Below are 13,765 nucleotides of genomic sequence, written 5' to 3' on the forward strand. Positions count from 1 at the left end.
TTTTGTTTGTTTCACAGTTACATATCTCCTCTCTTTCGTCACATCATCTTATGTTAGGGGTAAAGATCCGCCCTTAGGAACGAGTCATCTACCCATTATTAATATATTCTCCCGTTCTGTATGTCGCTTTTAAAAAGGTAATGTATTTCGTTTCTTTTGTCCTCGTCCGCGATTCATGAAGTACTGCGATAACAAGATCAACGAAATACTAACTAGAATAAGCAAAGTACATAATGCATTAATTTCAGGCGATATGCCTCGCTTCACTTGCCCGAAGATATAGATCGGAAGCGTTGTTGAGCTTGGTCCTGCAACAAAGAAGCTAACCATGAAATCATCTAATGAAAGCGTGAATGCAATCAATGCACCTGAGATAATACCTGGTGTAATTTGTGGTAATGTTACATAACGGAAGGTTTCCCAGTATGTAGCACCAAGATCTTGCGATGCTTCTTCAAGTTGTCTACCCATTCCTGCGAATCTTGCGGACACCATCACATAAACATAGGAAACACTGAAGGTTATATGAGCAATCATAATTGTCATTTTTCCTAATGGAATATGCAGTTGGCTAAACAACACTAACAATGATATCCCCATGATAATATCTGGAATAATAATAGGCATATATAATAAACCATTCATTGGGGCCTTTAATCTCTTACCCAAATCTCTCATAGATAAAGCTGCAATTGTACCAATTATCGTAGCCAGAACGGTAGAGACAACAGCCACAATCAGACTGTTCATTAGAGCATCCAATACGTTACGATCTTGTAACAGAGAAATATACCAATCAAAAGTAAACCCTTGCCAATCCCCTGCAAGTCGTGTGTTGTTAAAAGAATACACCATCACTAATACGATAGGCACATAAATGAAGATCATTAATAATATAGAGTGAATACTTAGAAGAGGATGTCCTTTTTTGTTCATCTTTTCCCCTCCTTAACACGATCGCTACGCGATTTCATCACTTGGTTAAACAATACAATCAGCACAAGCGATGTCAGGACAAAGATGACCGAAAGCGCTGAACCGAAAGGCCAATTACGTGCCCCAAGGAACTGAGACTGAATGATGTTACTTATCATAGAAGACTTAGATCCTCCTAGAATATCCGTAACAACAAACATCCCTGCTGTAGATACGAATACGAGAACTGAGCCTGTAATTATACCAGCTTTACTTTGTGGCAAAGTGATATGCCAGAACGCCTTCCAGCGACTAGCTCCTAGATCACTTGCAGCATCTAGCAATCGTCGATCAATTTGCTCGATAGCTACGTACAGTGGTAACACCATAAAGGGAATAAAATTATATACCATTCCTAGGAGTACAGCTCCTTTGGTATAGAGCATTTGCAAAGGTTCATCAATCCATCCCCAATGCATTAAAATATTGTTTACTACACCTTGTGTTCGAAGCAGTAGCACCCATGCGTAAGTCCGAATAAGGAAGTTAATCCAGAATGGAATCGTAATCAGGATCAGCCCCCATTTCTGTATACGGGGAGAGGAGCCTGCTATATAGTATGCCAATGGATAACTAACAATTAAGCATATCAATGCCGTCGAGACGGATAATACAATCGTATCCCAATAGATTCCTATGTATAGAGAATCCCAAAATGTCTTATAACCTTCCCAACTAAAACTAAAAACAACATTACCTAGCGTGTCTCGTTGCATGAAAGACATCGCCACAACAATAAGCATGGGCACGATTAGGAATAGACCTAACCAGACCAAAACTGGAGTCAGGAGCCATTTGGACTTGTTCATGGTTAGATCACCACCTCATCCTTAGGATTCCAGTTCACCCCGATCCGTTCACCTACTTGCCACGACTCTTCATCCGACAAATCAAGTGCAATGGTTACACTCATCGCCGTTTGCATATCATCTTGTTGTAGCTCAACGATTAATTTATGAACATTTCCCATATACATAATATCTTGAATAATACCTATTTTATTTGCGTTTTCTAGATTCCGCTGTGGACGTAGCTTCTCTGGTCTCACAGCATACAGACCTTCGGGTGAAGTGAATATATTATTCTCTCCGATAAAGGTTGCGGCAAAAAGTGTTTGTGGTGTGGCATAGATTTCTTTGGGAGTGCCAATCTGCTCTACCTGTCCATTATTCATAATAACAATGCGATCAGATAACATCATCGCTTCCTCTTGATCATGAGTAACGTAGACAAATGTAATTCCAAGTGTCCGTTGTAGATGCTTGAGCTCGGTTTGCAGATTTTTGCGAAGTTGTAAATCCAAGGCCCCTAGAGGTTCGTCAAGTAGTAGTACTTTGGGCCTATTCACTATTGCCCTAGCTATAGCTACCCGTTGTTGTTGGCCTCCTGAGAGTTGATGAGGATACCGGGAAGTCAGAGCTGTTAATTGAGTCATTTGAACAGCTTCTGCCACTCGTGCAATTTGTTGGTCTTTGGGGACTTTTTTCATTTTCAGACCGAAGGCAATATTCTCTTCTACAGTCATATGAGGAAATAAAGCATAATGTTGAAACACCAAATTCAAATCCCTTAGATTTGGAGGATCATCCGTTACATCATGTCCATCAAGTATAATATTCCCCTTGGAGGGTTGTTCAAAACCAGCGATCATACGTAGAATAGTCGTTTTCCCACATCCGCTTGGTCCTAATAGTGTAAGGAATTCACCTTCCTTAATTATCAAAGACAATGGATGCACCACAACTTGTCCTTCAAACTGCTTCTCCACCTGCACGAGTTCAATCATAATAAATACCAACCCCTTTTTTCATCGATTACACAATATAGCTATGTCGTCCTGCTCTTGGACAATATTTCGTCCATTATAACCCTCTAACACTTCTAATAAGCCATATCATATTGTATGGCTTACTTATCTTTAAACTATTCATAAATGGATATAATGGTTAGTTAAATTGGTACATGGACCAAATTCGCATATTCACTATAACGTGTTTCAGCAGAAGGTACAACAATTTTCTATGAATTTAGACTTTAATTCACCCTATACTATCACAAAATCGTGACGGACAGTATCATAATCATTAAGATCAAGAGAAACTTATGCTTTCTTATATTATCAAAAAAGTCGCATTCTCTCGACATAGATTGTCTGAGAATCGCGACTTTACAAGGCAACATTAATTAGTATTTCAACAATTACTTGAGCTCATATTGAACGCTAAGCTGTGTTGATACTTTAACTTCTCCTGTCTCAATAGCAGTCGAGGCTGCAGTGTCCATGGAGACTTTAGCCTGTAGCATTTCATTCTGCGCATATACAATTGGTGCACTACTATCTCCTTGGCTAACGACTAGAACGATTCCTAGCTGCCGATTCGCTGCCTTGGCAATAGCACTAGCCTTCAGATTAGCATTCGCCATTGCCTTTTCAATCACTTGAGTTTCATATTGATCACGGTTCTCAACTGAGAATCGTACATTATCGATGTTGTTAGCTCCTGCCTTAGAAGCTGCATCGAGTAATTCACCAATCTTGGCAAGGTCACGGTAAGTTACTTCAATACTGTGATTAGCATTGTAACCTTTAATCTTCTGGCCTTCTTTTTCTGTGTACGTATAATTAGGTTGTACATGGAATTGCGTGCTCTTAATATCTTTATCTACGATCTTCCAAGTATTTTTCAGCACGTCATTCAACTTCTTCATCTTAGCTGCATTTGCTTGTTGTGCAGCTTGAGCCGTATCGGCTTGCGATGTAACACCAATAGAAATGTAGGCGATATCCGGTGTAATTGATATTTCCCCTGATCCAATCACATTAACAACATTACGCGGTTCTTCCGCCGCAAAAACTTGTGCTGTGCCTCCTATTGAGTTCGTAATCCCAGATATTCCGAGAATTAACGTACTCGCCACTACAACCAACCCTAATTTTTTTACCCATTTCATGATTATACCCTCCTAAAAGTTTTTGAGCGTTACTTCTTGTGCAATACTTCGAGAAAACTCTCTTCGTAAGCATAATCCAAGTTTTTGAGCATCACTTCTCGATATACTTCGTAAAAAAACTAGCATCGAAAGCATATACCAAAGTTTTTGAGCGTTACTTCTTGTGCAATACTTCGAGAAAACTCTCTTCGTAAGCATTTACTCTTGAGTTTTACGAAGTTTTCCTTCTTTTACTTTCTAGACGAGAAGTAAAGGTAAATGTTGCATAGGTTGGAAAAGAAATTATTCTACAATAGCTTTGAGATTCTGCTCGGCTTTTTTCGTACTCTCCATACTCATTTGGTTATTCTCAAGTAATAACTGTAAAGTTGCAGATAGTTCTTGTAATGTTGCTGAAGTCTGTTCGTTAACAGATGCTAAGTGATTCGTTGAATCTCCAACGGAAGTTGAGTACTGAGTCACTTCGTGCATCATACTGCCGTATTCTTGTGATACCTGCAAAAGTTCTCCGATAGATCCTTTTATAGAATCAAATGACTCTGATGTCTCTTGGGTTAACTCACTACTTAATGTCATTTGTTCCGCTACCAAGTTCATTCTCAGTAGCGTTTCATTGGTCTTCACGGTGAAGTTCTGAAGTTGTTGCGTTATCTGCTCGGCCGCTGTGGAAGTAAGCTCTGATAATTTTCGTATTTCCCGGGCAACTACGGAGAATCCTTGCCCATATTCACCTGCTCGTGCAGCTTCAATACTCGCATTTAACGAAAGAAGATTCGTCTGATTGGCAATCTCACGAATAGTCTGGCTAAATTGAGAGGTTTCATTCACACGTTGCGTAAGCTCTTCAATATCTGTAGCCATTCCATCAATTTCTAGTTTAAATTCGATAATGGCATCTTTTAACGTTTCTACTTTACCCTTGCCTGTTTCTGAAAGATGATTAGTCTCATTGGTCTGTATCAATAATGTCTCAGTCGATGTGGTCATCCCCTGGATCATTTCCGCCATCTGCTGAATTGAATCATTAATAGATAATGTAGTATCAACCTGAGTTACAGCACCTGTAGCTATTTCTTGGAATGCAACATTCATTTGTTGGAAAGATGCTGTATTTTCTTCCATCGACTGTGTAACTTCCATCATATGCTGAGTGACCGTTACGACATTATGCAACAGTTGTTCTTTATGCAGACGTTGTTCATCAAGTAAAATTTCAGTCTGCTTACGCGCATCGTCTGTATCTTTCATTAGTTTACTGGAAGCACGTAATAGTAGCACAATCATAAAACATACAATCATATAAATAACTAATAATCCAACACTATCCTCTGGATTCACACCAACTTGATCTCCCTTTACCATAACCAAAACATACGCCATTCCCATTCCACAAACCATAGTAATGATCGTTAGAGTTGCCTTCATAGTGATTAGAGATAGAATAATTAAATAGTATACTGAGCTTAAACCATTCATAGAAGGTGTATAGATTATCTGTAAACTGGAAGTCAATATCACCCCTAGAACCCCTAGATAAGAAGTTAGATGGATATACTTACGCTTACTATGAAATAAGAGCATTATTCCTAATGTGATTGCATTTATCACAAAAGTGATATTAGTCATTGCAAAAAGATCAGATAAGTTAATGGCAGCGATACTCATCAATACAGCAATACTAAACGCAATAATGAGCACCATATTCCGTCTCATAACATCCTGTTCCTTCACACTAAGGAGCTCATCACCGTCTTTGCTACCTATTCGTAGAATATTTTTAATTTTCATAATTAACCCCCTGTGATGTGAATTCTTGGCAACACTTATTATTAATGTCGTTGTATAGAACATAATATATATCGACAGATATCTTATCTATCATGAGTATTAATTTATTGGGGAATAATAACAAAGAGCAGCCAGCCCTCAAGGGGTTAGCTGCTCTTTGTTATGTGAACGTCAACACTATTGGTTCTCTAATTCCTCTTTACTTACTAAACTCACTAAAGCGGTTACAGCCTGCTCAGCGTCAGCGCCATCTGCACTAATATTAATTTCCGTTCCGGAGCTGATTGCAAGGCTCATAATTCCCATAATGCTTTTAGCATTCACCTTTTTATCATCTTTTTCCACGAAAATTTCAGACGAGTACTTATTCGCTTCTTGGACGAACAATGCTGCCGGTCTGGCATGGAGACCCGTCTTAAGACGGACTACTACCGGGTGCTTTGTCATGGAAACTTACCCCCTAATTTATAAATCTGATCAATTTACACTAATTTCATTTAAAACCATTATATCATTATAACATGAAGGACACTAGAAGAAAAACTCAACCCTTACGAATCTTATCTGCCATCTCATCAATCTTACGCAATCGATGATTCACGCCGGATTTACTGACCGTGCCTTTAAGCATCTCACCAACTTCTTTCAAGTTCATATCAGGATGCACCAGACGTACTTCTGCTACTTCACGAAGCTTCTCAGGTAAATTATCTAATCCCACTTCACGTTGCAGCAGTTTAATGTTCTCTATTTGCCGGACTGCCGCACTGATAGTTTTGTTTAAGTTCGCTGTCTCACAATTGACAATCCGATTCACAGAATTTCTCATATCTCTCATAATGCGAACATCTTCAAATTTGAAAAGAGATTGATGTGCACCAATTAAGCTAAGAAATTCAATGATTTTCTCACCTTCCTTAATGTAGAGCACGAACCCCTTCTTACGTTCAATAAAGCGTGCATTCAGATTAAATTCATTAGCCAAATCGACCAATGCCTTACAATGATCTTCATACATTGAATAAATTTCAAGATGATACGATGAACCCTCAGGATTATTTACAGATCCACCAGCCATAAAGGCTCCCCGTAGGTATGCCCGTTTACAACATTTCTTACGTATAAGCCCAGATTGAATATCTTGTGTAAAAAGAAACCCCTCAGAAACAATATGAAGCTCTTTTAGAATCTCCTGAACTTGTGCAGGTATGCGTACGATATATACATTATTCTTCTTCAATCTCATTTTTTTACGCACAAGTAATTCTGTATGTGCCTGGAAGAATTTTTTGATCAAGGTATAAATTCGTCTCGCTATCGCGGCATTTTCAGTCGAGATATCCAAAATGACCTTTTTATTCGAAAGTTGGACAGAACCATTCATGCGAATCAGTGCTGATAATTCAGCCTTCTCGCAACATGCCTGTCCTTCCACCCTAGTCAGTTCTTTTTTTGTCTCTGCCGCAAACGACAAGTCATTCACCTCTCACGTAAAGTCCAATTTTGTACGAGTTGGTATATATGTTGGCTTAGTTTCTCAGCATCATGCCGTAGATAAGTTCGGAAAAGTACGAGTGTATCCGCAATAACTTTGTAACCATTGCCTGTCACTTCATCCAAATCTAGCTGAACTGGTCTTGCTCCCTTTTCAGCATACTTATCTTGAACTCCAGTCGGAATTTCACCGTTATTAACAATAACATAATCAAAAAGATGTATACCGACATGATCATAAATCGCATTAAGATGATCATTTACAGTGTAATTGTCGGTTTCTCCAGGTTGTGTCATCACATTACATATAAATATCTTAATCGCTTTAGATGCACAAACAGCTTCTACAAGTTTGGGAACAAGCAAATTAGGAAGAATACTTGTATATAGGCTCCCAGGGCCAATTAGAATCGCATCTGCTTGCTGGATTGCCTCAACTGCCTCTGGCAACGGCTCCACGTGAGCGGGATCAAGAAAAACTCTCTTAATCTTCATCCCTGCTTCCGGGATTTTGGATTCTCCACTTACAATGCTTCCGTCCTCCATCTCAGCATGAAGATTTACTGCAACACCAGCAGCTGGCAGCACTCGACCACGAACAGCGAATACCCTACTCAATTCTCTTACAGCTGATACGAAATCACCTGTAATATCCGTCATACCTGCTAAGATTAAATTGCCTAAACTATGCCCTGCCAGCCCTGAACCACTTGCGAAACGATAACTCAACATTTGCGAAAGTAACGGTTCAACATCAGCTAGTGCTGTTAATACGTTACGAATATCACCCGGTGGTGGCATTTGCAATTCACTTCGCAATATACCTGAACTCCCACCATCGTCAGCTACCGTAACAATAGCCGTGATGTCAAGCGGCTTCTCTTTCAATCCTCGGAGCATGACGGATAACCCGGTGCCTCCACCCATGACAACAATTCGAGGACGCTTTTTTTCCTCTTCTGCCGCTTCCATTACACTTCACCTCATTAATGCCAGTCACGATCTCGATCAGAGTCGCGATGGCTAACTGAGACGTTCTCCGTCTCACTAGATCCCAGCATTTTAACTAAATATTCGGCAATAGCAACGGAACGATGCTTACCACCTGTACACCCAATACCGATAATAACCTGACTCTTACCTTCTTTATGATATTGCGGAATTAGGAATTGGAGCATATCCAATAGTTTAGTTAAGAACAATTGGGTTTCCGCCCATTTCATGACATACTCATATACTTCACTGTCTTGACCAGTACGGGGACGCAAATGATCTACATAATGTGGATTAGGCAAAAATCTCACATCAAAAATTAGATCCGCATCAATTGGAATCCCGTATTTGAATCCAAAGGATGTAATATTAACAGATAATGAATTAGCCTCCAGTTGTGAGAACCGAGAGATAATCTTCTCTTTCAGTTTACCTGGTTTTAAATTACTTGTATCGATCAACTGGGTGGCGGATTTCCTGAGCTCCTCCAACATCTTACGTTCCAATTGTATACCGTCGAGTGGCATCCCCTCAGGCGCTAATGGATGCCGTCTGCGACTCTCTTTATAACGTTGCACTAGAACAGAATCGGTTGCGTCAAGGAATAGAATCTCGCACCCCATCGTGAAGTGTTCTTTAACATAGGTCAAAGATTCTGATAAGGCAGTGAAAAACTCACGTCCACGGAGATCGATCACTAATGCTACTTTGGCAATCTTTCCGTTGGATTGTTCAATAAGTTCGGCGAACTTAGGGATCAATACCGGTGGCAAATTATCCACGCAGAAGAAGCCCAGATCTTCTAAGCTTTGTACAGCAAGTGTCTTTCCAGCACCCGACATACCTGTAATAATAATCAGGGTGGCCATCGCCGGGACAGTATTGTCTCCCTCCAGCATCAGCTTTCCCTCCCTTGTCTATAAGTCTAACAAGCTTATGACTCGTCATACAAGCAGAGACGGCTTAGCCGTCCCCTATAACCTATATCTATGAACGAAGATGAAGACCTGCAGCCCCAACAATTCCAGCATTATTTCCTAATTGAGCAGGTAGAATCGACACACCCCGTTGTAATGGCTCTGGAGTAAACTTCGCAAATACTTCACGCACTTCGTTAAATAGAATGTCTCCTGCGTAGGATACACCTCCACCTACAATAAATACTTCAGGATTTAACACCGCAGCTACCGCTGACATCGATTTACCTAAGTAAAATGCAGCGCGATTAACAATACGAAGTGCAACTTCATCGCCAGCCTTGGCTGCATCGAATACAGCCTTCGCATTTATTGTCTCTACATTAGAAAGAACAGTACGATCTCCACGTTCTACAGCATCTTTAGCCATACGGATGATTCCTGTTGCAGATGATACCGTTTCTACACAACCCTTTTTACCGCAACCACATTGAATCGCTTCCAGATCAGGCACAACTGAGATATGACCAATCTCTCCTGCCATCCCAGAGAATCCTTGATAGATCTTTCCATTGAGGATAATACCTCCGCCCACTCCGGTTCCAAGTGTATAGCAGACACAGTTATCAATTCCACGACCTGCACCGCTCCAAGCTTCACCCAAAGCAGCCACATTAGCATCATTATCTATTTTGACAGGCTTGCCAATTCGCTCCTCTAACAGAGACCGAATCGGAACATCTCGAAATCCTATGTTGGGTGCAAGGACAATAATTCCCTCAACGACATTCGTAAACCCGGCAACTCCTGCTCCAACACCTACAAGCTGATCCCACTCATATGGTGACTTCTCCACAATTTCACGCACATACTTCTCAATATTATCAATGACAACTTGAGTACCTTTTTCAGTCTCGGTCGGTCCTTCATGTGTTAGAAGAAGCTGCCCCTCTTGATTACAAATTCCCACTTTAATCGCTGTACCACCTAAATCCACACCAACATAGATATTTTCAGACATGTTACAAGCCACCTTTTTGCATTCTAAAATAATTTAAACCCTACGTACCAACTATAATTGATGCCCTCTATCTGGTCAAGGGAAGTCAACACGTTAGGAGTACTTCGTTAATAAGATATTGATGACAATTGTCACATTTAAGTGGTGACAGTTTTTACTAACTATTGAATACTGGTTTCGCTATGATTTAGTCAAGATCAATACGATATATCGGAGGTAGATCAATGAACGCCATTGTGGAATTAAAGAATGTTACCAAAAGCTTTGGAGAAAAAAAAGCCGTGGACAATGTTTCCTTATCTATTGAGAGAGGTTCCATCGTTGCTATATTAGGCCCAAACGGGGCGGGTAAAACAACAGTCTTGTCTATGATATTAGGTCTGATGAAGCCTAGCCAAGGTACTATATCTGTTCTAGGTAAACATCCAAAAGATACAGAAGTACGGAACAAAATTGGAGCTATGCTACAAGAAGTTAGTATTATGGATGGCTTGAAGGTTCGCGAACTTATTACATTAATCCGTAGTTACTACCCAGAACCGCTTGATATGAGTCAATTGACGCCATTAACCGGTCTGAATGATGCAGATCTAAATCGCCTGGCAACGAAGTTATCTGGTGGGCAGAAGCGTAAACTTGGTTTCGCTCTCGCTCTTGCTGGTAATCCCGACCTCATATTCTTAGACGAACCCACCGTCGGTTTAGACGTTACCGCTCGTCGCATGTTCTGGGATAAAGTTCGTGAATTAACTACACTAGGCAAAACAATTCTATTTACTACTCATTATCTTCCAGAAGCTGAAGACTTTGCAGATCGAGTTATCTTATTTAATGAAGGAATCATCATAGCTGATGGCACTCCAGACGAGATCAAATCCACATTGACGATAAGTTCGGTCTCATTTAAATCCGACGACCCTAATCTATGTGATGCTCTACTTCAATTACCTCAGGTTACTGATGTTTATGAAAAAGAGGGTCGGATCTATACCGTTACTGAAGATACAGATAGCGTTCTAGCATCCATCTTTGAACACAAGTATGCAGTTAAAGAAATTCGAATCGAGCAAGGTAGGCTTGACGATGCTTTCGAACAGTTAACGTTACATCCAGAATTTAATGTCAAAGAGGGGGCTATATAATCATGCATATGATCATCATGCAATGTAAAGCTGAAATGAAGAGAATTCTACGTAATCCTTATTATGTATTCTGGTCCTTACTGTTACCCATTGTGTTTTATTTCATCTTTACTCGGCTCGTTAACACCAATGCCAATGACAATCAGCTCTGGCAAGCTCATTATTTGATGTCTATGACTACCTTTAGTGTAATGGGTTCGTCGATCATGACTCTAGGCATCCGAATTGTTCAGGAACGTGTTCATGGTTGGTCCACCTTCATGCGAATTACTCCGCTCCCTGAGAGTGTCTATTCTTTTGGTAAAATGTTCGGACAGTCCGTTATGCATTTACTCTCTATTATCGTTATCTTTGGTGCGGGATATTTAATGAATGGCGTATCCCTATCTGCATCGCAATGGATCTACAGTGGACTTTGGATATTAGTAGCTTGTGCACCTTTTCTGGCACTTGGAACATTAGTTGGAAACATGAAAAGAGTAGACACGGCAAGTGGCGTTAGTAATGCCATCTATATGGTACTCGCTGTTATAGGAGGAATGTGGTTCCCTATTGAGTCTTTCCCCAGCCTATTGCAACGAATTAGTCACTGGCTTCCTTCCTATAGCTATGGAAACGGGGCTTGGGAGATTATACGCGGAAATGCCCCTTCACTTGAAAATATACTCATTCTGGTAGGATATCTTATAATCTTTATGGTACTATCAACGTATATTGGCAAAAAGCAGGAAGTGGTGTAGATCTTATTATGCACAGTAAATTTCAGGTTTTCCCTAAAGCTCTAGGGTTCTATCCATATGTCTGGCTGATTTACATCTCTCTACCTATTATTAATACCGCACAAGAACATGGTTTGAAAATGATCCTCGGCTATTTGATGATTGGAGTATTCATTATCTCTTATCGACAGCTATTCTTCGCTTCAGAGAACGGTTCATTTTCATATTGGCTAGCCTTACAAATGGTAATTATCTTTATACTCAGCTACCTTTATAACCCTTATAACGTATTCATGGGTTTCTTCACGGCAAGTTTTATTGGATATTACACCAACTCATTTAAGTTTAAGTTATCCTTAGTCTCCTTCGCGATTATTGAAATTCTACCGATTATATTAAACATAGGTAAAAATGAACCTAAGGATTACTTATTTATCTTTCCTTTTCTTATCATTATGCTCATATCTCCTTTTGGAATACGGTCGATGAATAAACACCAGCAGCTAGAGATGAAGCTAGATGAAGCCAATGAACGTATAAAAGAGTTCGTTAAGCGGGAAGAGCGCATGCGTATTGCGAGAGATCTGCATGATACATTGGGTCATACGTTGTCTTTGATTACTTTGAAGAGTCAAATTGTTGATCGCCTTATTACCAAAGACCCTCAGCGCGCTCAACTTGAAGCCAAGGAGATTGAACGAACATCAAGGGCAGCCCTTCGAGAAGTTCGTGAACTTGTATCCGATATGCGTGCAGTTACACTTGTTGAGGAATTGCTTGAGGTCCAGGTTATCTTAGACAATGCTGATATCATCTATTCTTTCGAAGGAGATGCATCACTTGTTGGAGTCCCCGATCTTACGCAGAATATTCTCAGCTTGTGCCTCCGTGAAGCGATCACTAACATTGTCAAACATAGCCAGGCCAAGAACTGCAATGTGCGTGTTGAACATAAACAAGCTCACGTCATCCTAATCATTAGTGATGATGGAATAGGTCTGCTTGAAGATCATCATGATGGAAATGGAATGAAGGGGATGCAAGAGCGATTGTCTTTGATGGATGGCTCCATAACGATAACTTCTGACAAGGGGATAACCTTGCGTATTACTATCCCTATTATTATCAAGAATCAACAAGAGGAGGAGACCGCATGATACGAATTCTTCTAGCCGAGGATCAAGGGATGCTTCGCGGAGCGTTAGCCTTACTATTAGATTTGGAAGATGATATCGAAGTGGTGGGACAGGCTTGTGACGGGGAAGAGGCCCTCTCACTCATCGCGTCTCTTCAGCCAGATGTCTGCTTGCTAGACATTGAAATGCCCTTGAAAACGGGTCTAGACGTAGCTGAGCAGTTGAGAAAGTTAGATTCAGTATGCAAAGTCATCATTCTGACTACTTTTGCTCGTCCTGGTTATTTCGAACGTGCAGTGAAAGCCGATGTTCAAGGATATCTACTAAAAGATGGACCTAGTGATATGCTAGCAGAGTCCATCCGTCGTGTCATGAAGGGGCATCGGGAGATCTCCCCAGAGCTTATCTTCGGAACGATCAAAGACAAGAATCCCCTTAGCGCCCGGGAACGTGAGATTCTTTCATTATCCGCCCAAGGGAAATCTGCTAATGAAATATCCTCTATACTCCACCTTTCATACGGAACCGTTCGTAATTATATTTCCGAAATCTTGAACAAATTAGATACCCGCAACCGAATTGAGGCTATCCGTATGGCTGAAGAAAAAGGATGGTTGTAAGCAAAGAA

Annotated in this window: 14 protein-coding genes; 4 read left to right on the top strand and 10 right to left on the bottom strand. The window is 40.4% G+C overall.

Annotation, left to right across the window (positions count from 1 at the left end):
* Positions 1-129: 129 nt before the first annotated feature.
* From LPB68_RS11125 to LPB68_RS11170, 10 genes are all read right to left on the bottom strand, one after another.
* On the bottom strand, positions 130-936 hold the full coding sequence (locus LPB68_RS11125; protein WP_068654769.1) for an ABC transporter permease: 807 nt from the start codon (positions 934-936) through the stop codon (positions 130-132).
* Positions 933-1,784: an ABC transporter permease gene (locus LPB68_RS11130; RefSeq protein ID WP_068654771.1), complete on the bottom strand. Its 852-nt coding sequence runs from the start codon at positions 1,782-1,784 to the stop codon at positions 933-935. The genes LPB68_RS11125 and LPB68_RS11130 overlap by 4 nt, the downstream gene beginning before the upstream one ends.
* A 2-nt stretch (positions 1,785-1,786) precedes the next feature.
* Complete coding sequence (locus LPB68_RS11135) at positions 1,787-2,761, bottom strand: ABC transporter ATP-binding protein (protein WP_068654773.1); 975 nt, start codon at positions 2,759-2,761, stop codon at positions 1,787-1,789.
* A gap of 413 nt (positions 2,762-3,174) precedes the next feature.
* Complete coding sequence (locus LPB68_RS11140) at positions 3,175-3,927, bottom strand: SIMPL domain-containing protein (protein WP_332455159.1); 753 nt, start codon at positions 3,925-3,927, stop codon at positions 3,175-3,177.
* A gap of 282 nt (positions 3,928-4,209) precedes the next feature.
* The gene (locus LPB68_RS11145) at positions 4,210-5,715 is read right to left on the bottom strand and encodes a methyl-accepting chemotaxis protein (RefSeq protein ID WP_068654778.1); all 1,506 of its coding nucleotides are present in this window, start codon (positions 5,713-5,715) and stop codon (positions 4,210-4,212) included.
* A gap of 177 nt (positions 5,716-5,892) precedes the next feature.
* On the bottom strand, positions 5,893-6,162 hold the full coding sequence (locus tag LPB68_RS11150; RefSeq protein WP_068654780.1) for an HPr family phosphocarrier protein: 270 nt from the start codon (positions 6,160-6,162) through the stop codon (positions 5,893-5,895).
* Positions 6,163-6,259: 97 nt separating this feature from the next.
* Entirely contained in the window at positions 6,260-7,189 is a 930-nt protein-coding gene (whiA, locus tag LPB68_RS11155; RefSeq protein WP_068654781.1) for a DNA-binding protein WhiA, read from the bottom strand.
* Positions 7,190-7,194: 5 nt separating this feature from the next.
* Positions 7,195-8,181 (bottom strand): gluconeogenesis factor YvcK family protein, encoded by a 987-nt coding sequence (locus tag LPB68_RS11160; RefSeq protein WP_068654783.1) that lies wholly within the window; start codon positions 8,179-8,181, stop codon positions 7,195-7,197.
* Positions 8,182-8,195: 14 nt separating this feature from the next.
* A complete protein-coding gene (gene rapZ, locus LPB68_RS11165; protein ID WP_068654785.1) occupies positions 8,196-9,101 on the bottom strand; it encodes an RNase adapter RapZ in 906 nt (301 codons plus the stop codon).
* A gap of 88 nt (positions 9,102-9,189) precedes the next feature.
* Positions 9,190-10,140 (bottom strand): ROK family glucokinase, encoded by a 951-nt coding sequence (locus LPB68_RS11170; protein WP_068654787.1) that lies wholly within the window; start codon positions 10,138-10,140, stop codon positions 9,190-9,192.
* Positions 10,141-10,364: 224 nt separating this feature from the next.
* Here LPB68_RS11170 and LPB68_RS11175 point away from each other — a divergent pair, with 224 nt between their 5' ends.
* Genes LPB68_RS11175 through LPB68_RS11190 form a run of 4 tightly spaced genes read left to right on the top strand, consistent with a single transcriptional unit; the run spans position 10,365 to position 13,757 of the window.
* Positions 10,365-11,282, top strand: a complete 918-nt coding sequence (locus LPB68_RS11175; RefSeq protein WP_068654789.1) for an ABC transporter ATP-binding protein — start codon at positions 10,365-10,367, stop codon at positions 11,280-11,282.
* 2 nt (positions 11,283-11,284) lie between these two features.
* Entirely contained in the window at positions 11,285-12,022 is a 738-nt protein-coding gene (locus tag LPB68_RS11180; protein WP_068654791.1) for an ABC transporter permease, read from the top strand.
* An 8-nt stretch (positions 12,023-12,030) separates the two neighbouring features.
* Positions 12,031-13,158 (top strand): sensor histidine kinase, encoded by a 1,128-nt coding sequence (locus tag LPB68_RS11185; protein WP_068654793.1) that lies wholly within the window; start codon positions 12,031-12,033, stop codon positions 13,156-13,158.
* Positions 13,155-13,757, top strand: a complete 603-nt coding sequence (locus LPB68_RS11190) for a response regulator transcription factor (protein ID WP_068654795.1) — start codon at positions 13,155-13,157, stop codon at positions 13,755-13,757. Before LPB68_RS11185 ends, LPB68_RS11190 begins: the two co-directional genes overlap by 4 nt.
* Positions 13,758-13,765: the final 8 nt, after the last annotated feature.

Source organism: Paenibacillus crassostreae (genome assembly GCF_001857945.1).
Classification (GTDB): domain Bacteria; phylum Bacillota; class Bacilli; order Paenibacillales; family Paenibacillaceae; genus Paenibacillus_AQ; species Paenibacillus_AQ crassostreae.

Coding starts and splice junctions, on each gene's coding strand:
- LPB68_RS11175 (WP_068654789.1), top strand. CDS start 10,365: ATGAACGCCATTGTGGAATTAAAGAATGTTACCAAAAGCTTTGGAGAA.
- LPB68_RS11140 (WP_332455159.1), bottom strand. CDS start 3,927: ATGAAATGGGTAAAAAAATTAGGGTTGGTTGTAGTGGCGAGTACGTTA.
- LPB68_RS11130 (WP_068654771.1), bottom strand. CDS start 1,784: ATGAACAAGTCCAAATGGCTCCTGACTCCAGTTTTGGTCTGGTTAGGT.
- LPB68_RS11160 (WP_068654783.1), bottom strand. CDS start 8,181: ATGGAAGCGGCAGAAGAGGAAAAAAAGCGTCCTCGAATTGTTGTCATG.
- LPB68_RS11125 (WP_068654769.1), bottom strand. CDS start 936: ATGAACAAAAAAGGACATCCTCTTCTAAGTATTCACTCTATATTATTA.
- rapZ (WP_068654785.1), bottom strand. CDS start 9,101: ATGCTGGAGGGAGACAATACTGTCCCGGCGATGGCCACCCTGATTATT.
- LPB68_RS11145 (WP_068654778.1), bottom strand. CDS start 5,715: ATGAAAATTAAAAATATTCTACGAATAGGTAGCAAAGACGGTGATGAG.
- LPB68_RS11135 (WP_068654773.1), bottom strand. CDS start 2,761: ATGATTGAACTCGTGCAGGTGGAGAAGCAGTTTGAAGGACAAGTTGTG.
- LPB68_RS11180 (WP_068654791.1), top strand. CDS start 11,285: ATGCATATGATCATCATGCAATGTAAAGCTGAAATGAAGAGAATTCTA.
- LPB68_RS11170 (WP_068654787.1), bottom strand. CDS start 10,140: ATGTCTGAAAATATCTATGTTGGTGTGGATTTAGGTGGTACAGCGATT.
- LPB68_RS11185 (WP_068654793.1), top strand. CDS start 12,031: ATGCACAGTAAATTTCAGGTTTTCCCTAAAGCTCTAGGGTTCTATCCA.
- LPB68_RS11150 (WP_068654780.1), bottom strand. CDS start 6,162: ATGACAAAGCACCCGGTAGTAGTCCGTCTTAAGACGGGTCTCCATGCC.
- LPB68_RS11190 (WP_068654795.1), top strand. CDS start 13,155: ATGATACGAATTCTTCTAGCCGAGGATCAAGGGATGCTTCGCGGAGCG.